This is a genomic window from Streptomyces sp. DH41, assembly GCF_029813785.1.
Lineage (GTDB): Bacteria > Actinomycetota > Actinomycetes > Streptomycetales > Streptomycetaceae > Streptomyces.
This window is the reverse complement of sequence record NZ_JARVKY010000002.1, coordinates 510,936-530,438: the sequence shown is the minus strand read 5'-3', so window position 1 is coordinate 530,438 and position 19,503 is coordinate 510,936. Positions and strand designations below refer to the sequence as shown.

The following is a 19,503-nucleotide window of genomic DNA, read 5'->3' as shown; positions in this document are numbered from 1 at the left end:
CGTGCCTAGCGGATGTTCGGGTCGAAGGTGAAGATCACCAGCGTGCCCAGCAGGATGGTGAACACCGTGGCGGTGTAGAGCAGGCCCTTGAGCCACAGCCGGGTGTTCGGACGCTCCGCGTAGTCGTTGATGACCGTGCGCAGGCCGTTCGCGCCGTGCAGCATCGCGAGCCAGAGCATCAGCAGGTCCCAGACCTGCCAGAACGGCGAGGCCCAGCGGCCCGCCACGAAGGCGAAGCCGATCTTGGAGACGCCGCCGTCCAGCACCAGCTGGATGAGCAGGTGTCCGATGACCAGGACGACCAGCACGACGCCGGACAGGCGCATGAACAGCCACGCGGCCATCTCGAAGTTGCCCCGCGTGGACTTCGGGGTCTTCTTGGTGCGCTGGCGGGGGGCTTCGATCAGCGGCGCGGGGTTGTCGACCGAGTACACGGACGCGCCCTCGACGGGGCCGACCCCGGACGTGGTGGTTTCAGCGGTAACTGTGTTCTTCGACATACGGCGCGTCAGCTCCCGAACAGTTCACGAGCGGCGTGGCCGAGCACGGGGTAGATCGCCCCGATCATCAGCACGAGCCACAGGCCGACAACGGTCCAGAGCATCTGCTTCTGGTAGCGGGCGCCCTTGACCCAGAAGTCGACGGCGATGACGCGCAGGCCGTTGAGCGCGTGGAAGAGGATGGCGGCGACGAGGCCGTACTCCAGTAGCGCGACGATCGGCGTTTTGTACGTGGCCACGACGGTGTCGTAGGCCTCGGGGGACACACGGACGAGAGCGGTGTCCAGCACGTGGACGAACAGGAAGAAGAAAATGAGGACGCCGGTGACTCGATGAGCCACCCAAGACCACATTCCTTCCCGGCCGCGGTACAGCGTTCCAGCCGGCACGGAAGTTTCCTCCGGGAGCGGGGATTGGGGCCGCGCCGGCTTTCCTTGTCGGTCGGGCCCGGCCGGGTACGGTCCACCGGCCCCCAGCATCGTAGCGACGGTTGCCCGCGGCGCTTACGGGGGGCCCGCCTGTGTGATCAAAGTTGCACTCAAAGGAGCAGTCGGAGGGCCGCCGGTGGCTCAGAGAGTGGGGCTTTGGGTGGTTTGCCGGGTGTGGGGAGCCGATGGCCGGCCGAGCCCGCACGACGCGGCCGCCGAGGTCACGGCCTCGCGCCCCTGAAGAGCGTCGGGCAGCCTGCTTCTCGCGAGCCGCCTCAGTTCATCGGCCGCGACCTGACGCTCTTCCTCCGGATCGTTTGCCAATCGTGACCGGATGCCTTCGAGTACATGGTCCAGGGCTTCGTTCGCGGGCATGCCGTCCAGGCAGATGACGAACGCGTGTCCGAAGCGGCTCTCGTAGGCCGCGGTGGCCGCGCCGAGGGCCGTGTGCGCCGCCGCGTACGTGTCCTTGGGCAGGGCGGGCAGCGCCTCCGCCGCCAGCGCCTCCGTCAGGTCCTCCGGGGCGAGGTCGTACGCCGCCTCGTCCACCGCGGCCAGGAGGGCGGGCAGGTCCGGGTAGGGGCGGTGGGTGATGAGGCGGTGGGCCCAGTGATGGCTGTTCAGGCAGGTGAGGAGGGCCTGGAGGGCCTCGTCGGCGGGGGCGGTGTTGAAGCGCTCCAGTGAGGCGGCGGTTACCGGTGCGGCGCGGGTTTGCGTCGGTACCGGTATGGCCACTCGGCCGGGGAGGTCTGGGAGACGGTGCGCAGGCAGCGTGGGTCCTCGTGGGCTTCACGTGTGTGTCGGCAGGGGATTGTGCGAAAGATGTGGCGTCACGTTATCGAGTGACGGCATGACGTGTCCGGCCGATGCCCCAATTTCACCCGAACGGGAGAGTTTCAGAACATGTGGTGGACGCATGGTGGAGCTCACGGCCGTAGGTTGGCGCCGTGAGCCAGCACGGACGCCGGACACCGGCGCGCAATGTGAGGCAGCGGGTCGTGATCACCGGTGCGGTGGTCGCCTCGCTCGGTGTGGGAGCAGGCCTGTGGGCCACCGACGGTGAGGGCGACGGCGGGCCCGCGGGCTCGGCCGCGAGATCCCCCAAGGCCGCCGCGCCCAGCCCCAGCCGCTCCTACGCACTGTCGAAGGAGCCGCGGACCATACCCGCCGTACGCGACCACGCCCCGGCCCGCGGCCCCGGATGGCAGGCGGAGAAGGAGCACCGCGTCGTCGTCGCCGACGCCGCTCTCGCCGACGAGGGACGCCTCATAGCCGACGAGCTGGGGCTGACGTACGCGGGGGAGAAGGACGACGAACGCGCCGGGGACGTGCTGCTGGACGTCAAGGAGAAAAAGGGCGCGAACCCGGAGTCGTACACCATGACCGTGCGCGACGGGAGGGTCACCGTCAGCGGACCGGCCGAGGCCGGCGTCTACTACGGCACCCGCACCCTGAAACAGGCGGTCGACGGCGGCGCCGGCGCGCCGGAGGGCGTCGTGACGGACGAACCGGCCAAACCGCGGCGCGGCCTCAGCCTCGACATCGCGCGCAAGCACTACGACGCCGACTGGATAAAGGACCGGATCCGCGAGCTGGGCGACCTGAAGTACAACGAACTGGGTCTGCACTTCTCCGACGACCAGGCCTTCCGGATCGAGTCCGACTCGCACCCCGAGATCGTCTCCGACGACCACCTCACCAAGGCCCAGGTCAAGGAGATCATCGACCTCGCCGCCTCGCGGCACATCACCGTCGTCCCCGAGATCGACTCGCCCGGCCATCTCGGCGCCGTGCTCGCCGCCCACCCCGACCTCCAGCTCCGCAACGCCCAGGGCACGCCCACGCGCGGCGCGATCGACATCTCCAAGCCCGAGTCCGCCGAGATCGTCGACGACCTGCTCGACGAGTACGCCGACCTCTTCCCCGGCTCCCGGTTCCACCTGGGCGCGGACGAGTACCAGGCGCTCATGGTGTCCGACCCCGAGGCGTCCTACCCGGACCTGGCCGCGGCCGCCCGCGAGGCGTACGGCCCCGGTGGCACCGTCGCCGACCTCACCACCGCCTGGCTCAACGGCCGCGCCGAGACGGTCATGGCGCACGACCGCATCCCGCGCGCCTGGAACGACGGCTTCTTCAAGGACACGTCCGTGGAGCCCCTGAAGGAGATCAAGGTCGCCTACTGGACCGGCAAGGAGATCGGCGCCCGCCCGCCCACGGAGTACCTGAGCGAGGGACGCGAGGTCCTCAACTACAACGACGAGTTCCTCTACTACGTGCTCGGCGAGCCCCAGACCTTCGTCTACCCGACCGGAGAGCGCATCTACGAGCAGTGGACCCCTCGCGTCCTGCGCGGCACCACCGCCGTCGACGCGAAGTACGACGACCAGATACTGGGCGGCAGCTTCGCCGTCTGGGGCGACCTGCCGAACGCCCAGACGCAGGCCCAGGTCGCCGAGGGGATCCGGCTGCCGCTGGCCGCGACGGTCCAGAAACTGTGGGACCCGGACAAACCCGAGCTGTCCTGGGCCGACTTCAAGTCGCTGGCGAACCAGCTCGACTGATCCCGTACGCCCCCCCCCGGGCGTCGCGCGGATTGTCCGATACGGCTGCGAACTCCCGTACGGCTGTGGTGGTCTTTTGGCGAGCCGATCGACACGCGGGGGGAGCCGGAACATGGGCTACTGGGGGTATTTCGTCGTGGGCCGGGCCGAGCGGCCGCTCGCTGAGCTGGAGGCGCTGTCCGGCACCACGGACATGACCCTGCGGCTGTCCGCGCCGGACGGCTGGCAGGTGTGGGAGTTCCCGGGCGGCGACGGAGACGTCGGGAACATGAACGACCTGGCCGGCCAGACCGGCGCGCCCGCGCTGTTCGGGTACGTCATGGACAGCGACTGCGTCGTCGTGGAGGCGGCGGCGCCCGAGAGCGGGGCGTGGACGACCTGTCTGGCGCGGTCCGCGATGGCCGGGTACCTGGGCGCCGAGAAGGACGGGCTCACCCTGGAGGACTACTTCCTGGAGCCCCGCGACGCCGCCGAGCGTGCCGTCGCCTGGGCCGCCGAGGCGGGCCGCACCGCGAACGCCGGGGAGCTGGCGGAGGTGCTGTCGGCCGACCCCGGGGGTGCTTCGGGCCCCGGCGGTGACGCGGGTGCCGGTGGTGACGCAGACCCGGGCGCGGATGCCCGCCCGGACGCCGGCCCGTTGGCCGAAAACCTCTTCTTCCGGTTCCTCGACCGGCTGGGTGTGGTGCCGCTGTGACACTCCCGGGCCGTCGCACGCAGTAGGGGGAAGTGCGGGCTCCGTGGTGGTGAGCGGGCCGAGGCGGTAGGAACAGGGAGGCACCGGATGAGCCTGGTGGAACTGATCGCGCGGGCCGACGTACGCGGACTCGCCGGGAGCGGACTGGCTTGTTTGGACCGTTGCGTTCCCCTGTTGGACGGCGACGACGAGGTTCTCAGACCTCTGTGGGCGGCCCTCTCGGATGATGCCGGGGAGGGGCATGGCTGGGCGGACGGGCTCGCGCGGGTGCGCGACAGGCTGGCCGGCCCGGACGCCACCGGCGAGGACGAGGCCGTGCTCCTGGCCCGCCGGATGCTGGCCGCCGCGCCGGCCGAGTGTTCCGGCGCCGGGATACGGGAATGGGCGGATGCCTGCTCCGTCGCGGCGCTCCGGGTCCACCGGCTCCTCGATCCCGCGGCGGACACCGCCGCCCGGGCCGACGTCGTACGCCGGGAGGGCGGCGTGGAAGGCCGCACGGAGGGCTCTGCCCAGGGCCGTGCGGAGCGGCTCTCGCCTCTCGTCGCCGCCGAACTGCGCCGCCAGGTCACCGTCCTCGAGGTGCTCGCCGGTCACGGCCCGGCCGGGCTGCGCCGGGCCCTGGAGGTCTCCACGGAGGGGCGCCGGGTACTGCGCGCGGTGGTCTCCCGCCGGGCGCGCGGCCGGGGCTGAGTGCCGGACCCGCCTGTGACCGTCGTGCGGGGAACGCGCGACGGCGGTGCGGCGAAGGTGGTGGAGGTGGGGTGGTCCCGCGCCGGTTGCGGAAAGGCCGGCGCACCCGTGTGACGAAACTCCACCTGTCGGCGCTTCAGGTGGTGTGACGACTGTGACCAGTGGATTGACGACCCAGCAGGAGAACCGGCCGTCGGCCGCCGCGAAGCCGGTGCGGTGGGCGGCGGACGCCGTGGCCACGATGCGCGAGGGCGCCCGGTTGCGTCTGGACTACTCGGCGCAGAGCCTGTGGCGCGTCGACCGCGTGATCGACGGAATCCGGGGCGAGGGAGCGCCGTACGCCGCCGTGGAGACGGTACTGCGCGGCCTCGGCGCCTACGCGGGGGAGGTGATCGTGCGTCAGGCCGGCGGCGAGTGGTGGGCGACGGGCGGCGATCACTGGGTCCGGACCCCCGACGGCCGCCTGTGGGACCCGATCGACGAGGCCCGCCGCTGCTTCGCCGGTGACGGGTCGCTCCGGCTGCTGTGCCGGGACGCGGTGGCGGCCCGGTGACGATCCTTCCGGGGGACGCGCAGAAACGATTCGTCAATCAGCGGGGCGACGTGGGCGGCGGCGTGCCGCGTGCCTGTGAGATGCGGGCGCACGCGACGGCGTTCGTCCGCCGCGTCACGGCTCGCAGCCGGCTGCCGCTGGACCACTCCCCGGCCTGCCTGCGGATCGTCGACTTCCTGGTCGACGGAGTACGCAAGGGCGGCGCCGGCCACGAGCGGGCACGCGGCACACCGCCCGGCCCGGGCGCCTACGCCGGCCGGCGGGCGTGCTTCGGGCAGCCGGTCGGCGTACGGATGCCGGACGGGCGGGTCTGGAACCCGCTCGGCAGGGTGCACGACCGACGGGTGGCCGGTGGCGGCGCCGAGGAATCGCCGCACGCCTTCTGCCTGACGCCGCACGGACGGGCCCGGCGCGTGCGGCCTGCCGTCAAGTGAGGGCGGCTGTCCGGGCCGCCGGATGTGACACTTCCGTGCGTGCCGACGCTGATGACCGTGGGGGCGGGCTCACCCGAGCGCGCGGAGAACTCGGTACGGACGAGGACGGTTCTTGGGCCAGCGAGGGGAACCCCGCCGCGTACAGGCGTACGACGCGGAACTGGGCGCGGCCGTCGCGCGGGCCCAGGATGGTGACGAGGCCGCCTTCGCGGTCGCCTACCGGCTCGTGCAGCCCGGCCTGCTGGGCTATCTGCGCGGGCTCGTCGGGGACGACGCCGAGGACGTGGCGTCCGACGCGTGGCTGGAGATAGCGCGCGACCTGCGGCGCTTCAGGGGCGACGGGGCCGGCTTCCGGGGCTGGACGGCGACGATCGCCCGGCACCGGGCCCTGGACCACCTGCGCCGCCAGAAGGTACGGCCCCGCCCGACGGCGCTGGAACAGGACGTCCTGGACCTGCCCGGCACGCACTCCACACCCGACCAGGCGCTGGAGACGCTGTCCACCCGGGCCGCCCTGGCCCTGGTCGCGGGACTGCCCCGCGACCAGGCCGAGGCCGTGCTGCTGCGAGTCGTCGTCGGCCTCGACGGACCGTCCGCCGCGCGCGTCCTCGGCAAGCGGCCCGGTGCGGTGCGCACGGCGACGTACCGGGGACTGAAGAGGCTGGCACGGCAGCTGGGCGGCGCCGGTGTGACGGATGATGCGCCCAGGACGCTGGGGGAGTCGACATGACGGGCACCGAGGGCGGCGGCCCGGCCGGCCGAGCGGGAACGGAGGCGGACATGGGCGCACAGCACGGCGACGGCGAAGGCGACGACGGTCACGCCGGCACCCGGCCCGTTCACCACGACACCCCCGGGACGGAGAGGCTGCTCGCCGCCGCCCTGCGGGAGGAGCGCGTCGACGCCGAGGGGGAGCGACGGGCCGTGGCCGCGTTCCGGGCCGCCGCGGAGGCGGCGCCGGGCCGGGCCGCGCGCACCCGCCGGCGGGACGACTGGCGTCCCCGGGAGCGCCGGGGCGCGGGGCGCACGCTGAAGACCGCGCTCTCCGTTCTGCTGGCGAGCCTCACCCTGGGCGGTGTCGCCTACGCGGCGATCGGCGCGGGCGGCTCCGCCCAGGACACCGCCGGGCCGGACCGCACCCCTCCGCCCGCCACCACGGGCGGCACCGAGGTCCGGCCGATCGCCACCCCACGCCCCGCCACCCCGTCGTCCGGCGCCCCCGCACGACCGGACCGCCCGGCCGCCGCCGCCCGGGACACCGAGGCCGGCTGCCGTGCCTACGAACGGCTGGAGGGCCGCGGCAAGGCGCTGGACGCCCCGGTCTGGCAGCGGCTCGTCGCGGCGGCGGGCGAGGAGGAGAACGTCGCCTCCTACTGCGCGGAGCGGCCCACCCCGCGGACCCGGCCGGACCCCCCGGCCCCGAACACCCCGGACGACACGAACAAGCCGAGCGGGGCGCCCGAACCGGCCGCCCCCGGACGTGCGAACGGCGACGCGCCCGGCACGGTGAACGGCGGCAACGGGCACGGGAGTGACAACGCCGGGACGGAGCAAGTGGATCGGGCTCCCGGCAAGGACAAGTAGCCTCGCACCAGCGGCGATCGCGGCGGCCAAGGCAACGGCCGGAGCCGCCACCCCCCACAGGAGAGGCCCCGGCCGTCGCGCGGCACGGGCCGCGCGGCGGCCCGTACTCCCTTCAGCGCCGCGACCGCGTTTTATGTCACACCTCACCGCGTCACGGCTTAGTTGCATCTTGTACGGCAATGGGATGGGGACATGGACGAGTGGCGGTTTCAAGACGTAACGTGCCATTCGCGCCGATCAGCGGGGGGCTCGCTCCCGCGACGGGGTCGCGGGAGGCCACCGCGACCATTGATTGAGAAACCACGATGGTGAGGACCACGTCCGCGAGAGCGGCGCCGGTGCAGGCGCAGAAAGGCTTCTCGGTGCTGGGGGACGACGCGGAGCTGACCGCCGCGGTGCGTGCGGCGCAGGGCGGGGACGAGACCGCGTTCCGGACCGTGTACCGGGCGGTGCAGCCGCGACTGCTGGGATACGTACGGACACTGGTCGGCGATCCCGACGCCGAGGACGTGGCGTCCGAGGCCTGGCTGCAGATAGCCCGTGACCTGGAACGCTTCGACGGCGACGCGGACCGGTTCCGCGGCTGGGCCGCCCGTATCGCCCGCAACCGCGCGCTGGACCACATCCGCATGCGCGGCCGCCGGCCCGCCACGGGCGGCGACGAGACGGAACTGACCGGCAGGCCGTCCGGGTCCGACACCGCGGACGAGGCCATGGAGGCCCTGGCCACCGACAGCACCCTCTCCCTCATCGCCAGGCTGCCCCAGGACCAGGCCGAGGCCGTCGTCCTGCGCGTGGTGGTGGGCCTCGACGCCAAGAGCGCCGCTGAGACACTGGGCAAACGGCCCGGTGCCGTCCGCACGGCGGCGCACCGCGGCCTGAAGCGCCTGGCCGAGCTGCTCGGCGGGGATCCGGAATCGGGCGGCGGGCTCGACGCCCTGCCGCATCAGCGAGAACCACACCGCCGTGCGGTGACGTCCGCGACTGTGACGCATACGCGCGCGCGGACGCAGAAGGACATGTGATGGCCGACGAGCAGGACAGGTGGCTGGACCGCGAAACGGCGGAGATCTTGCTGCGCGGAGAGTCACCGGAGGCTGTCGACCCCGCGGTTCGCGACCGGGCCGAACGGCTCGCCCGGGCCCTGGGCGCACTCTCCGCCCCACCCGTGCCGAGCAGCGCGGAACTCCCCGGCGAGGCCGCCGCGCTGGCCGCCTTCCGCAAGGTGCGGGCGGACGCGGGAGCGGGGACGTCGGACGCCCCCGGGCGCGGTGCCGCGCCGCGGCCCTCCGACGCCGGACTGGTGCGCATCGGCAAGCGCGACGAGGGTGCCGGGCGCCCCCGCTGGAGCCGTCACCTGCGCCTCGGGCTGGCCGCCGCGCTGACCGTCGGCATGGTCGGCTCAGTGGCGGTGGCCGCCGGAACCGGAGTTCTGCCGACACCGTTCGACGGTGCCGAACCGGAACCCGGCGCCACCGTCTCGGCCGCCGCGTCCCCCGACCGCCCGCTCACCTCGCCCTCGCCGTTGGACGGGGCGCGGGGCGGGTCGACGCCCGGCGGAGCCAGGCCCGGCGCGCCGGAGCGGGACGGCGCGCGGGACGACGCGGGCGGCGGCACGGCCGAGAACCGTGACTCCGGCTCCGCCTCCGACGACCGGGCGGACGGCTCCCGGGGCGGGCGGCCGGGCCTCGCCGCGTCCTGCCGTGAGATGGGCGCCGGCAAGGAAGTCGAGGGCGCCCGCAGGCGCGCGCTGAAGGAGGCGGCCGGGGGCTCGTCGCGGGTCGGGAAGTACTGCAGGAGCCTCCTCGCCGGGACCGACGGCGCTGCTCAGGACCGCGACAGCGGCACGGAGGGCAGGGCCTTCGACGAGTCCGCGAAGTCGACCCGGGAACGGGAGACCGAGAGGGAGACGGGCGACTCCGACGACAAGAACGACAAGAGCGACAAGAACGCGAAGGGTGACAAGGGCGGTAAAGGCGACGAGGGCGGTAAGGGAGGGGAGGGCGGAAAGAAGGGTGGCGACGACAAGGGCGGCAAGGACGACGAGGACGACGACGGCCCCCCACATAACCCCGCCCGCCGGGCACCACCACGATCCGCACGCCCCCTCGGCCTTCGTGCCCCTGCCGCAGCAGCGGCCGAACCACCCGCCGCACACGTCGTCCGCCGTCATCAACGCCGTCCGACCTGCGCTTTCGCAGGACTGGAACGGTTCCCTCGCCGAGGGTGTGACACTTTCGGCCGCCATGGCGCAGTAATGAGTGAGCCGACTGGTCATCGGCTTTCGCACCGAGCCGGGGTTCCCCCCGTACCTACGGCTCGTGCACCTCGGCGCGGGCGGGACACGTTCCCCCGGTCCCGCCCGCGCCCCATGCCTCACGCCCCGTACTCCCGGCTCACCGCCTCACCGGTGAACGACGACCTTGTCGCCGTTCCGTACCTGTGCGTACAGGTCCGCGATCGCCGCCTCGTCCCGTACGTTGACGCAGCCGTGGGAGGCGCCCGCGTAACCGCGGACGGCGAAGTCGTCCGAGTAGTGCACGGCCTGGCCGCCGCTGAAGAACATCGCGTACGGCATGGCGGAGTCGTAGAGCGTCGAGACGTGGTGGCGGGATTTCCAGTAGACCTGGAAAACGCCCTCCCGGGTCGGCGTGTACCGCGAGCCGAACCGCACCGGCATCGTCGACACGGTCCGTCCGTCGATCATCCAGCGCAGTGTCCGGCTCGACTTGCTGACGCACAGCACCCGTCCGGTCAGACAGCGCGGATCGGGGGCGGCGGCCGGCTGCCCGCCCATCAGGTACAGCTCCCACTTGTCCGGCTCCCGCGACATGCCCAGCAGCCGCTGCCAGGTGACGGTGTCGGTCCGGCCCGTCCTGGGCAGCCCGCGCTTGCCCTGGAAGCCGGTCACCGCGCGCTCGGTGAGGTCGTCGTACGTCCCGGTCGGCCCGTCGACGAGCCACTCCACCTGGCGCAGCCGGGCCTGCAGTTCACGGATGTCCCGGCCGGTGTCGCCCCGCCTCCACAGCACCCGGGGCTCGACGCGGGCGGCCGGCGCACTCGACGGCGGGTCGCCGGCCGGCGTGTTCACCGGCCCTTTCGGCGACTTCGGCTGCTTCGGCTGTGTCGATCGCAGCGGCTGCTCGGACTGGTGCGGCTGTCCCGGCGGCGCCCCGGTGACCTCTATGTGCACCGGCGCACGCCCCTTGCCGTCGACACCCGTGCTCTGCACGGTGCAGCCGCCCGCCGCCAGTGCGGCCCCCAGGGCGACGGCGACCGCCCTCCCCACGTTCCCCATGCCCGTCATACGCATCACGGCCCCCCGCCGTCTCACCGCCCCGTACGGACGTCCCCTGAGATGTTTCCCCCCGGATGACGCGTCGTGAACGGCACGGCATCGTTGTGACCGGGACCGCATCGAGGTTGTGAGCAAGGTCCCAGCGTGCGCCCCTCCACCGGGTGGCGCGTGCGCCGATACAGTCCGTCGAAGGTCGGTCGTATTGGCGAGTATCTGACAGGCAGTTCGAGCAGTTCGAACATGTGCTCAGCGGGAGGCATCACACCATGGCGCGCGAGTCTGAGTCCGGACTGCCCATCGAACCGGTCTACGGGCCCGACGCCCAGGTGGGCTGGGACCCGGTGGAGAAGTTGGGCGAGCCGGGGAGGTTTCCGTTCACGCGGGGTGTGTATCCGTCGATGTACACCGGTCGGCCGTGGACGATGCGGCAGTACGCGGGTTTCGGTACGGCGACGGAGTCGAACGCGCGTTACAAGCAGTTGATCGCGAACGGCACGATGGGGCTGTCGGTCGCTTTCGACCTGCCGACCCAGATGGGTCATGACTCCGACGCGCCGATCGCGAGCGGTGAGGTCGGCAAGGTCGGTGTGGCGATCGACTCGGTCGATGACATGCGGGTGCTGTTCGGCGGGATCCCGCTGGACAGGGTCTCCACGTCGATGACGATCAACGCGCCGGCGTCCCTGCTGCTCCTGCTGTACCAACTGGTCGCGGAGGAGCAGGGCGTGAGCGCCGACCGGCTCACCGGCACGATCCAGAACGACGTGCTCAAGGAGTACATCGCGCGGGGGACGTACATCTTCCCGCCGAAGCCGTCGCTGCGGTTGATCGCGGACATCTTCAAGTACTGCCGGGCCGAGATCCCGAAGTGGAACACCATCTCGATCTCGGGTTACCACATGGCCGAGGCGGGTGCCTCGCCCGCGCAGGAGATCGCGTTCACCCTGGCGGACGGTATCGAGTACGTGCGTACGGCGGTCGCGGCCGGTATGGACGTCGACGACTTCGCCCCGCGCCTGTCGTTCTTCTTCGTGGCGCGTACGACGATCCTGGAGGAGGTCGCCAAGTTCCGCGCGGCCCGCCGGATCTGGGCGCGGGTGATGCGTGAGGAGTTCGGCGCGAAGAACCCCAAGTCGCTGATGCTGCGCTTCCACACGCAGACGGCGGGGGTGCAGCTGACCGCGCAGCAGCCCGAGGTGAACCTGGTCCGGGTGGCCGTGCAGGGCCTGGGCGCGGTTCTGGGCGGCACGCAGTCGCTGCACACCAACTCCTTCGACGAGGCCATCGCGCTGCCCACCGACAAGTCCGCGCGTCTGGCGCTGCGCACCCAGCAGGTCCTGGCCTACGAGACGGACGTGACCGCGACGGTCGACCCGTTCGCCGGTTCCTACGTCGTGGAGAGGATGACCGACGACGTCGAGGCGGCGATCCTGGAGCTGATGCGGAAGGTCGAGGACCTCGGCGGCGCGGTCAACGCCATCGAGCACGGCTTCCAGAAGTCCGAGATCGAACGCTCCGCCTACCGCATCTCCCAGGAGACCGACTCCGGCGAACGCGTCGTGGTCGGCGTCAACCGCTTCCAGCTCGACGCGGAGGAGCCGTACGAGCCCCTGCGCGTCGACCCGGCCATCGAGGCCCAGCAGGCCGAACGCCTCGCCAAGCTCCGCGCCGAACGCGACCAGCGGGCCGTCGACACCGCCCTGGCCGCGCTGAAGAAGGCCGCCGAGGGCGAGGACAACGTCCTCTACCCCATGAAGGACGCCCTGCGCGCCCGCGCCACCGTCGGCGAGGTCTGCAACGCGCTGCGGGAGGTCTGGGGGACGTACGTGCCCTCGGACGCCTTCTGAGCTGGGGTGTTACCTCGAACGGGTGATCAAGGGCGGATACCGTCCGTCCCCGGTTACTCTCGTGGGGAGTGGGCCCCAGAAGGAGGACGCCATGGCCGTAATGCAGCAGGAGCTGACCCTGGGCGAGGCTGCCGACCAGCTCGCCCGTGCACTGCCGGGCCACCGCGTGGAGATTCTCCAGGGGAGGCTCACTGTGACACCGCCGCCGGATGGCTCACATCAGCTGGCATTGACCAAACTCGGCAGGGCGTTCGACCGCGCCGGGATCGTCGAGGCTGGGTATGAATACGTCCAGGGTGTCGGACTGTGGCTGCCCACGTTGCCGGCGGACTTTGCGATCCCCGACTTCTCCGTCGTCGACGAGGACTTCCGCGACGCTCACGTCACCAAGAACTACTACGCGCCGAACGTCTTCCGCCTGGTCGTCGAGATCACGTCGTCCAACTGGTCCGACGACCTCGGCCCCAAGGTCGAGTGCTACGCCCAAGCGGACATCCCGGCCTACCTGGTCGTCGACCGCAAGCACGGCGAGGTCCTGCTCTACACGGAACCGGCAGACGGCAAGTACCCCGACGCCCAGCGCTTCAAGCGAGGTCAGGACGTGACCGTACCGGAATCCGTCGGCGTCGCCCTCGATCTCTCCGTGGATACCCTCCTCGACGGCGACGGCTGACGGACCAGCCGGTCAGGGGCGGCCGAAGCGCAGCAGGTAGTCGCCGAGACCGGCCGGGGTGTGGCCCGCCCACCCCACGTACCCGTCCGGCCGCACCAGGAACAACCCCGCCCCGTACGCCCCGTGCGCCGCCCCGCGCACCACCCGCACCGCCGCCCCCACGCCACCGACGGGCGAGTCCACGCCCAGCGCCAGCAGCGTCCAGTGCGGCCCCCGGAAGGCGTCGAAGAGGCGTACGCCGTCCACCGTCCCGTCGGGTGCCCGGTCCCCGGCCCGCACCGCACCCTCCGCGACCGCCGCGCGGGTCTCCGCGGTCAGGGAGGAGTCCCGGTACCCCAGCCCCAGCTGCCGCGTCGCCCCACCGCGCCGCACCTCGCCACGGTGGACGCCGGTCGACAGGTCGAGCATCTGCGCGGCGATCGGGCGCCGTTCCTCCTCGTAGCTGTCCAGCAGCCCGGCCGGGGCCCCGCCCGTCAGCACCGCGCCCAGCTTCCAGCCCAGGTTGTAGGCATCCTGGACGCTGGTGTTCAGGCCCTGTCCGCCCGCCGGTGAGTGCACGTGCGCCGCGTCCCCGGCGAGGAAGACCCGGCCCGCGGCGAAACGGTCGGCCAGGGCCGCGCGCGGCCGGAAGTCGGAGGCCCAGCGCACCTCGGTCACATCCTCCGGGGCGAGGTGCGAGCGCTCCGCGACGACCTTGCGGACGCCGTCCGGGGTGAGATCCACCGCCGTGCCCTCCGGGAACCGCGCGACCACCTGGAAGTCCTCGGTGCCGGCCAGCGGGCAGACGGCGAGGAGAGTGGCGCCACCGTCCGCGGGCGGGAAGACGTGCCAGTGGTCGCGGTCCAGCCCACCGACGCGCACGTCGGCCACCAGCGTCGGGCTCGGGTCCACGGTCTCGCCGGTCATGGCGATGCCCAGGGCCCGGCGCACCGCGGACCGGCCGCCGTCGGCGGCGACCAGATAGCGGGCGCGTACGGTCTGGCCGGAGGCGAGGTGCGCGGTGACACCGTGCGCGTCCTGCTCGATCCCCGTGACCTCTCGGCCGAAGGAAACCCCGCCGCCCAGCTCCTCCAGCCGGGCCCGGAGGATCTCCTGCGTGCGCCACTGGGGCACCATCCACGGCTCGTTGTACGGCGAGTCCTCGCTCGCCTCCGCCGGGTCGAACATCTGGTGCTCGCCGACCCGCTCCCCGTCCCGCCAGATCATGCCGACCGGGTAGGTCCCGCCCGCCGCGTGGACGGCGTCCAGGACCCCGAGGTCGTCGAAGACCTCCATCGTGCGGGGCTGCATGCCCTTGCCGCGCGAGCCGGGGAACAACCTCGCCCCGCGCTCCACGACCAACGCGTCCACCCCGCGCCGGGCCAGATCGACACCGAGGGCGAGACCGGTGGGGCCCGCGCCGACGACCAGAACGTCCGTGTCCGTCTCCATGACCACTCTCCTTAACGGTGTTAAGTGCCGCTCGGTTCCGAGCATGGCCTTAACGCCGTTAAGCTGTCAAGCGTGGTGATGGAACGACGAGCCCCCCTCGACCGCCGACGGGTCGCGGACACGGCGCTGAGACTGCTGAACGAGGTCGGCCTGGACGGCCTGACCCTGCGCGCCATCGCCAGGGAACTGGACGTCAAGGCGCCCGCTCTCTACTGGCACTTCAAGGACAAGCAGGCGCTGCTCGACGAGATGGCCACCGAGATGTACCGGCGGATGGTCGCCGGGACCCCCCTCGATCCGGCCGACAGCTGGCGGGGACGGCTGTTCAAGGTCAACCGGGGCCTGCGCGCGGCGCTGCTCGGCTACCGCGACGGCGCCAAGGTGTTCAGCGGGTCACGCTTCACCGGCGCGGTGCACGCCGAGCAGATGGAGGAGAACCTGCGCCTGTTCACCGGCGTCGGCCTCACCCTCGCCCAGGCGGTGCGGGCGACCACGACGGCATACGTGTTCACCATCGGCTTCGTCACCGAGGAACAGGGCGTGCACCCGCTGCCCGGCGAACGCCGGGAGGGCTACGACCTGGACGAACGCGCCCGCCTGATGGCCGAGTACCCCTTGACGGCTCAGGCGGGCGCGGAGATCTTCACGGACTACGAACGGCACTTCGAGGAGGGGCTGGCCCTGGTGATCGAGGGGATCGGAGCCACCTACCGCCTCGACTGAGCCGTACCCGACGCCTTCGCCCGCTGCGCCGCCCGGTACCGGCGCACCGCACGCGTGACGACCGGAGGCAGCAGGTCCAGCGCGAGACGGCGGGTGCGCTCACGCGGAGTCGGCGGCCGTGTCGAGCGTGCCGCACGGCCCGCCGGACGTGCCTGCTTGGTCTGCTCGGGCACGGGCACGCCGTCCGGCCGCGACGCCGAGGAGGCGGGCGCCGGCGAGCTCGGCACCGCCGCGGGCGCCGGGTGCAGCGACGGCGGCAGCGAGGGCAGCCGCATCCGCTTGCCCTTGGCGCGGGCCCGGACCAGCCGGTGACCGGCGGCCTGCTCCACGGTCACGGAACAGTCGTCGCGCTCGCGCAGCGCCGCGAGCAGCTCCTCCCGCACGGGCTCGGGATCGCCCCAGGTGGCGTACAGCTTCTGACTGCTCAGGCAGACGGGACGGAGCCCCCGGTTGAGCACGGCCTCCCAGGCGGCGACGGCGACACCCGGGGTGTGCTCGCTGCGGAAGTCGTCGAGGACGACGATGCCGTCGGGCAGCAGCAGATCCCGGGCCGCGCCGATGTCGCCCTCGACGTGCTCGTACAGGTGCGAGGCGTCGATGTGGGCGAAGCGGCAGGTGCCGGGCGCGACCTCGTCGGTGATCGCGGAGCTGGGGGCCTGGATGATCGTCGGCAGGGTGTCGTGGAAAGAGAGGTAGTTCTGCTCGAAGGCCTGCCGGGTGAGCGAGGAGTACGACTGCGCCGCCTCCGCCCGGTTCGCCGCGTCCGGCGGCTCGGCCCCGAACAGGTCGCAGACCGTGAGTGTCTCGCCCTCTCGCAGGTGGTGCCCCAGCAGGATCGCGCTCTTGCCCAGATAGGCGCCCAGTTCGAGCAGGTCGCCCCGGGCGCCCCGCTGCTCCTGCCGCTCCAGGAACCAGGAGAACAGCACCTGGTCGAGCGGCCAGAACCAGCCGGGGACGTCGTTCAGCTCACCGGGGTACTTGTGCGTCTCTTGCGCAGTGGCCATGAGGGGAGGATGCCTCCTCGGCACGGAAAAAGGAGCCAGCCCGCGCAATCCCATAGGCAGAACATCACACGAATCGCTCAGCGTGCCCGGGAGATCACCATGAGCATGCGGTTCCGTACCGGGCCGGCCGGACGCGCTCAGAGCCTCCGGGAGAGCACCGACCGCAGGCGCGGGGTCAGAGGCTTCTCGACGAACCGGTGCAACAGCCAGGCCAGCAGCAGCATCGCGGCCGTCGTCAGCACGAAGGTCGCCGCCGACGGCACGCGCAGATCGCGGTGCAGGACGTGTATCACCACCCAGCCCAGGTGCTCGTGCACCAGGTAGAAGGGGTACGTCAGCGCCCCGGCCACCGTCAGCCAGCGCCAGTTCGCCCAGCTCAGCCAGCCCAGCGCGATCGCCGCCACCGCGACGAAGCCGAAGGCGACGACCAGGACGATGCCGAACGTGGTGCGGTGGGCGAAGGCGTTCGGGTCGGCGGCGTTCCACAGATCGGCCACCGCGTAGTGCTGCCCGACCAGGAAGCTCACGACCGTGATACCCCACCCGTGGGCGTCCCGCCGGTCGCGGTGGACGAGGTACAGACCGATGCCGCCCACGAAGAAGGGGGCGTACTCCGGCATCAGCACCAGATCGAGCAGCGGCTCGTCCGCGGCCTGCGCGAGCACCGCCGCCAGGAGCCAGCCGCCGCAGAACATCAGGACCCGCCGGCGGTTGGTACCCGGCAGGACGACGCACAGCGCGAACAGCGCGTAGAAGCGGACCTCCACCCACAGCGTCCAGCACACGCCCAGCACCCGGTCCGCGCCCAGCGGCTGCTGCAGCAACGTCAGGTTGACCAGGGCGTCGCTCGGCGAGACCGCCTCGTAGGCGACCGCCGGCAGCGCGAACACCGCGGTCACCAGGACGACCGCCACCCAGTAGGCGGGCATCAGCCGGGACACGCGGGACGCGAAGAACGAGGTCAGGGATCGTCCCCAGCCGCTCATGCAGATCACGAAGCCGCTGATCACGAAGAAGACCTGGACACCGAGACAGCCGTAGGCGAACACGGTGTGCAGCGTCGGGAACTGAAGCTCGGGGGAGCTGCCCCAGGCGTCGGTGACGGAACCCCCTCGTCCGCCGTAGTGGTACGCCGCCACCATCAGCGCGGCCACCAGCCGCAGTCCGTCCAGCGCCCGCAGCCGGCCCGGGGCGGGCCCGCGCTTCTCCGGCTCCGGTCCGGGCGGTACCGGCACCGCCTCGGCGGGTGCCGGAGGGAGGGCGGCCGTCGTTCCGGGCCGCGCTGTCGACGTGCTCACGACCGTTTCGGTCACGCTCGTACTACTCCTTTGACCTGTCCGGTCGGTGTCGGTTGCTCAGGACGCCCGCAGGTACGCCGAGTGCGCGGCCTTGCCCAGGTAGGTGAGGCGGGTGTCGCCCTTCAGGTGGTCGTCCAGGGCGTCCTTGATGCCCGGCCAGTGGGGGTCGCCGAAGTCGTCCAGGACGACGATCGCACCGGGAGCGGCGATCTCCTCGACCCACTCGAGGTCCTGGGCGACGCCCTTGGCCGAGTGGTCACCGTCCACGACGATCACGCCGTAGCGGCGGTCCGAGACGGCGGCCCGGGTCTCGGGGTCCTCGGAGAACCCCTGCTGGATGCGCGCCGCCGCGCCCGCCGGACCGGCGAGGCCGAGGTTGGTGCGTACGGCGTGCTCGTCGACCGGGGCCCCGGTGGGGTCCGGGCGCTGGTCGGTGCCGGGCTGGAGCTGCACGCCGGCGAACGGGTCGACGATGGTCAGGCTCGGGCTGCGGCCGTCACGCTCCATCATCCGGACGAGCCCGGCGGAGAACATGCCGTACAGCGTGCCGATCTCCAGGATCTCGTCGTTCGGCGGATCGAGCAGCGGGATCGTGCCGAGCTTGCCGCAGATGTTCATGGTGCCGCCCGCGATCCGGCCGACGCCCAGCGACTCCAGCGCGACGAGCAGCCGGAAGGCGGAGGTGACGTTGCGTACCGCCGCGTCACGGTCGCCGGACAGCGCCTCGACCTCGGCGTACAGACGTTCCAGCGGAGCTTCGGCGACCATGCGGGAGATACCGCGACCGCGGGGCCCGCAGAGCAGCTCGAAGGTGAGCTGCCGGCGCTTGAGCATCTCGACGTCACGCACCAGCTGCCCGGCGTCCGGGCCGCCCGTCGAGCCCTGGGTGCCGGCACGACGGGCCGCCGAGCGGACCTGCCGCTCGATGCGCTGGTCGATGAGATCGGCGACCGGGCGCAGCAGACGCCGGGAGACCGAACTGCGGAGCATGGAACGGCTGTTCATGGGTCAAGGCCTCAATCCGTCACGGAGTTGTACGTGAGTGCGAGGAGCATGGGTGGGGCGGGTGCGGCACAGGCTAGGCAGCGTCTGTTCGAAGGAAGAACAACCGAGCGGGACGCCAGGGGAACTTCTGTGGAACTCCGGGTGTCCGGCCGGAGGGCCCGTCGCGTCGGGCGTGGGCCGTGGCGACCAGACGGACCGATTCCTCCGGAGGACCGTTTCTTCTTGGAGGTCCCTCTCCTGCGGGAACGCCTCGTTCAGCCCCCCTTGCGCAGTCGTGCCGAGTGGTGGGTCACCTGGGCCCGGACCGACTCCCCGCGGGCCAGTTGGCGGATGGCCCGTCCGCGCGTGCCGAGCGGGGCCGCCACGCGGGAGATCTCGGCCCGCACCCTGCCCCGGCCGCCGCCGGCGATCGCCGCCGCGGCCAGCAGCCGGTCGACGGACTCGGCTGCCTCCTCCTCGATCCAGCGCCCCACGTCTCCGTCGAGGTCGGCGGTGACCAGCAGGAAGGTGTACTCCCGTGCGTCGGGTGCGCTCAGGATCCGCGCGGTGAGACCGACACCGTTGCGGTTCTCGATGAAGACGGCGATACGCATAGACAACCAGCCCGGTCCAAAGGGTCTGCGATGCACAGGGGCACAGAGGCACAGGGATGTGTTTGTTCGGAGGAGGTTTTCCCGCAGATCTTTGCACGAGAAGTGGCAACCGATGGATGAAGAAAAAATGAACGCAGACCGATCCGGTCATGGTCCGGTCGCGATTCGACCGTCGTCCGGTTATCGT

General features: G+C 71.9%; 20 protein-coding genes. 11 read left to right on the top strand and 9 right to left on the bottom strand.

Features of this window, described 5'->3' with window-relative positions; translation table 11 throughout:
- Positions 1-5: 5 nt before the first annotated feature.
- The 3 genes from QC283_RS05615 to QC283_RS05605 form a co-directional block, all read right to left on the bottom strand.
- A complete protein-coding gene (locus tag QC283_RS05615; protein ID WP_279560221.1) occupies positions 6-500 on the bottom strand; it encodes a succinate dehydrogenase hydrophobic membrane anchor subunit in 495 nt (164 codons plus the stop codon).
- Positions 501-508: 8 nt separating this feature from the next.
- Entirely contained in the window at positions 509-889 is a 381-nt protein-coding gene (gene sdhC / locus QC283_RS05610) for a succinate dehydrogenase, cytochrome b556 subunit (protein WP_279560220.1), read from the bottom strand.
- Between the two features lie 180 nt (positions 890-1,069).
- A complete protein-coding gene (locus tag QC283_RS05605; RefSeq protein WP_443032557.1) occupies positions 1,070-1,699 on the bottom strand; it encodes a 2-oxo-4-hydroxy-4-carboxy-5-ureidoimidazoline decarboxylase in 630 nt (209 codons plus the stop codon).
- Positions 1,700-1,875: 176 nt separating this feature from the next.
- Here QC283_RS05605 and QC283_RS05600 point away from each other — a divergent pair, with 176 nt between their 5' ends.
- The 8 genes from QC283_RS05600 to QC283_RS05565 all read left to right on the top strand — a co-directional run bounded on the left by QC283_RS05600 (position 1,876) and on the right by QC283_RS05565 (position 8,469).
- Positions 1,876-3,489 (top strand): beta-N-acetylhexosaminidase, encoded by a 1,614-nt coding sequence (locus tag QC283_RS05600; RefSeq protein WP_443032544.1) that lies wholly within the window; start codon positions 1,876-1,878, stop codon positions 3,487-3,489.
- Between the two features lie 112 nt (positions 3,490-3,601).
- Positions 3,602-4,183: a hypothetical protein gene (locus QC283_RS05595; RefSeq protein WP_279560218.1), complete on the top strand. Its 582-nt coding sequence runs from the start codon at positions 3,602-3,604 to the stop codon at positions 4,181-4,183.
- Positions 4,184-4,270: 87 nt separating this feature from the next.
- Positions 4,271-4,873 carry a hypothetical protein gene (locus QC283_RS05590; RefSeq protein WP_279560217.1) on the top strand — a complete coding sequence of 201 codons (603 nt, stop codon included), beginning with the start codon at positions 4,271-4,273 and terminating at the stop codon, positions 4,871-4,873.
- A gap of 166 nt (positions 4,874-5,039) precedes the next feature.
- Positions 5,040-5,426 (top strand): hypothetical protein, encoded by a 387-nt coding sequence (locus tag QC283_RS05585; RefSeq protein ID WP_279560400.1) that lies wholly within the window; start codon positions 5,040-5,042, stop codon positions 5,424-5,426.
- Positions 5,423-5,860 (top strand): hypothetical protein, encoded by a 438-nt coding sequence (locus QC283_RS05580; protein WP_279560216.1) that lies wholly within the window; start codon positions 5,423-5,425, stop codon positions 5,858-5,860. Before QC283_RS05585 ends, QC283_RS05580 begins: the two co-directional genes overlap by 4 nt.
- Before the next feature lie 112 nt (positions 5,861-5,972).
- Positions 5,973-6,590: an RNA polymerase sigma factor gene (locus QC283_RS05575; protein WP_279560215.1), complete on the top strand. Its 618-nt coding sequence runs from the start codon at positions 5,973-5,975 to the stop codon at positions 6,588-6,590.
- Complete coding sequence (locus tag QC283_RS05570) at positions 6,587-7,444, top strand: hypothetical protein (RefSeq protein ID WP_279560214.1); 858 nt, start codon at positions 6,587-6,589, stop codon at positions 7,442-7,444. The genes QC283_RS05575 and QC283_RS05570 overlap by 4 nt, the downstream gene beginning before the upstream one ends.
- Positions 7,445-7,806: 362 nt before the next feature.
- Positions 7,807-8,469 (top strand): RNA polymerase sigma factor, encoded by a 663-nt coding sequence (locus tag QC283_RS05565; RefSeq protein WP_279560399.1) that lies wholly within the window; start codon positions 7,807-7,809, stop codon positions 8,467-8,469.
- 1,379 nt (positions 8,470-9,848) lie between these two features.
- Here the strand turns inward: QC283_RS05565 and QC283_RS05560 are convergent.
- Positions 9,849-10,757, bottom strand: coding sequence for a L,D-transpeptidase family protein (locus tag QC283_RS05560; RefSeq protein WP_279560398.1), 909 nt, complete (start codon positions 10,755-10,757; stop codon positions 9,849-9,851).
- A 251-nt stretch (positions 10,758-11,008) separates the two neighbouring features.
- Between QC283_RS05560 and QC283_RS05555 the strand changes: the two genes are divergently transcribed.
- Together QC283_RS05555 and QC283_RS05550 are read left to right on the top strand one after the other, a co-directional pair.
- Complete coding sequence (locus QC283_RS05555; protein WP_279560213.1) at positions 11,009-12,589, top strand: acyl-CoA mutase large subunit family protein; 1,581 nt, start codon at positions 11,009-11,011, stop codon at positions 12,587-12,589.
- A 100-nt stretch (positions 12,590-12,689) separates the two neighbouring features.
- A complete protein-coding gene (locus tag QC283_RS05550) occupies positions 12,690-13,262 on the top strand; it encodes a Uma2 family endonuclease (RefSeq protein ID WP_443032543.1) in 573 nt (190 codons plus the stop codon).
- 12 nt (positions 13,263-13,274) lie between these two features.
- Here the strand turns inward: QC283_RS05550 and QC283_RS05545 are convergent, their stop codons facing one another.
- A complete protein-coding gene (locus tag QC283_RS05545; RefSeq protein WP_279560211.1) occupies positions 13,275-14,693 on the bottom strand; it encodes an FAD-dependent oxidoreductase in 1,419 nt (472 codons plus the stop codon).
- A gap of 72 nt (positions 14,694-14,765) precedes the next feature.
- Between QC283_RS05545 and QC283_RS05540 the strand changes: the two genes are divergently transcribed.
- Positions 14,766-15,416 (top strand): TetR/AcrR family transcriptional regulator, encoded by a 651-nt coding sequence (locus QC283_RS05540; protein ID WP_279560210.1) that lies wholly within the window; start codon positions 14,766-14,768, stop codon positions 15,414-15,416.
- On the opposite strand, the gene QC283_RS05535 is transcribed toward QC283_RS05540, so the two are convergent.
- The 4 genes from QC283_RS05535 to QC283_RS05520 form a co-directional block, all read right to left on the bottom strand.
- Complete coding sequence (locus tag QC283_RS05535; RefSeq protein WP_279560209.1) at positions 15,401-16,420, bottom strand: class I SAM-dependent methyltransferase; 1,020 nt, start codon at positions 16,418-16,420, stop codon at positions 15,401-15,403. The two genes, QC283_RS05540 and QC283_RS05535, sit on opposite strands and share 16 nt — an antisense overlap.
- Positions 16,421-16,557: 137 nt before the next feature.
- A complete protein-coding gene (locus tag QC283_RS05530; RefSeq protein ID WP_383530798.1) occupies positions 16,558-17,733 on the bottom strand; it encodes an acyltransferase family protein in 1,176 nt (391 codons plus the stop codon).
- A 42-nt stretch (positions 17,734-17,775) separates the two neighbouring features.
- Positions 17,776-18,723 (bottom strand): class I SAM-dependent methyltransferase, encoded by a 948-nt coding sequence (locus tag QC283_RS05525; RefSeq protein ID WP_279560208.1) that lies wholly within the window; start codon positions 18,721-18,723, stop codon positions 17,776-17,778.
- A gap of 254 nt (positions 18,724-18,977) precedes the next feature.
- Positions 18,978-19,322 (bottom strand): hypothetical protein, encoded by a 345-nt coding sequence (locus tag QC283_RS05520; protein WP_279560207.1) that lies wholly within the window; start codon positions 19,320-19,322, stop codon positions 18,978-18,980.
- Positions 19,323-19,503 lie beyond the last annotated feature (181 nt).

Bases quoted from the DNA above. Each gene is read 5' to 3' on its own strand.
- QC283_RS05615 (WP_279560221.1), bottom strand. From the start codon at position 500: ATGTCGAAGAACACAGTTACCGCTGAAACCACCACGTCCGGGGTCGGC.
- QC283_RS05595 (WP_279560218.1), top strand. From the start codon at position 3,602: ATGGGCTACTGGGGGTATTTCGTCGTGGGCCGGGCCGAGCGGCCGCTC.
- QC283_RS05590 (WP_279560217.1), top strand. From the start codon at position 4,271: ATGAGCCTGGTGGAACTGATCGCGCGGGCCGACGTACGCGGACTCGCC.
- QC283_RS05570 (WP_279560214.1), top strand. From the start codon at position 6,587: ATGACGGGCACCGAGGGCGGCGGCCCGGCCGGCCGAGCGGGAACGGAG.
- QC283_RS05560 (WP_279560398.1), bottom strand. From the start codon at position 10,757: ATGCGTATGACGGGCATGGGGAACGTGGGGAGGGCGGTCGCCGTCGCC.
- QC283_RS05555 (WP_279560213.1), top strand. From the start codon at position 11,009: ATGGCGCGCGAGTCTGAGTCCGGACTGCCCATCGAACCGGTCTACGGG.
- QC283_RS05550 (WP_443032543.1), top strand. From the start codon at position 12,690: ATGCAGCAGGAGCTGACCCTGGGCGAGGCTGCCGACCAGCTCGCCCGT.
- QC283_RS05545 (WP_279560211.1), bottom strand. From the start codon at position 14,693: ATGGAGACGGACACGGACGTTCTGGTCGTCGGCGCGGGCCCCACCGGT.
- QC283_RS05535 (WP_279560209.1), bottom strand. From the start codon at position 16,420: ATGGCCACTGCGCAAGAGACGCACAAGTACCCCGGTGAGCTGAACGAC.
- QC283_RS05525 (WP_279560208.1), bottom strand. From the start codon at position 18,723: ATGAACAGCCGTTCCATGCTCCGCAGTTCGGTCTCCCGGCGTCTGCTG.